General features: G+C 65.1%; 1 pseudogene. It reads right to left on the bottom strand.

The features are described from left to right. Positions 1–66: 66 nt before the first annotated feature. Positions 67–292, bottom strand: a pseudogene (locus tag GYA94_RS27005) (putrescine ABC transporter permease PotI); the annotation flags it as partial.

The following is a 292-nucleotide window of genomic DNA, read 5'->3' on the forward strand; positions in this document are numbered from 1 at the left end:
GGTACAGCGCAGTCTCAAGGCCTGCGCTGTACCTGTGGGAGCGGGCGTGCCCGCGAAAAGGCCGGATCAGGCCGAAGCCGCCACTTGCGTCGGGCGCTTGACCTGCGGCTGTGAAGCGTTCGCTGCTGCACCCTCTTCGATCGCCTGCTGAATCGCCCGGCGGCGGTTCTCTTCGGCACGGCGGCTGAAGAACCAGACAAAGAAGGTCACCAGCGACACCGACAGCAGAATCAGGCTGGCCACGGCGTTGATCTCGGGTTTCACACCCAGGCGCACCGCCGAGAACACTTCC

The organism is Pseudomonas juntendi, from assembly GCF_009932375.1.
Classification (GTDB): domain Bacteria; phylum Pseudomonadota; class Gammaproteobacteria; order Pseudomonadales; family Pseudomonadaceae; genus Aquipseudomonas; species Aquipseudomonas juntendi.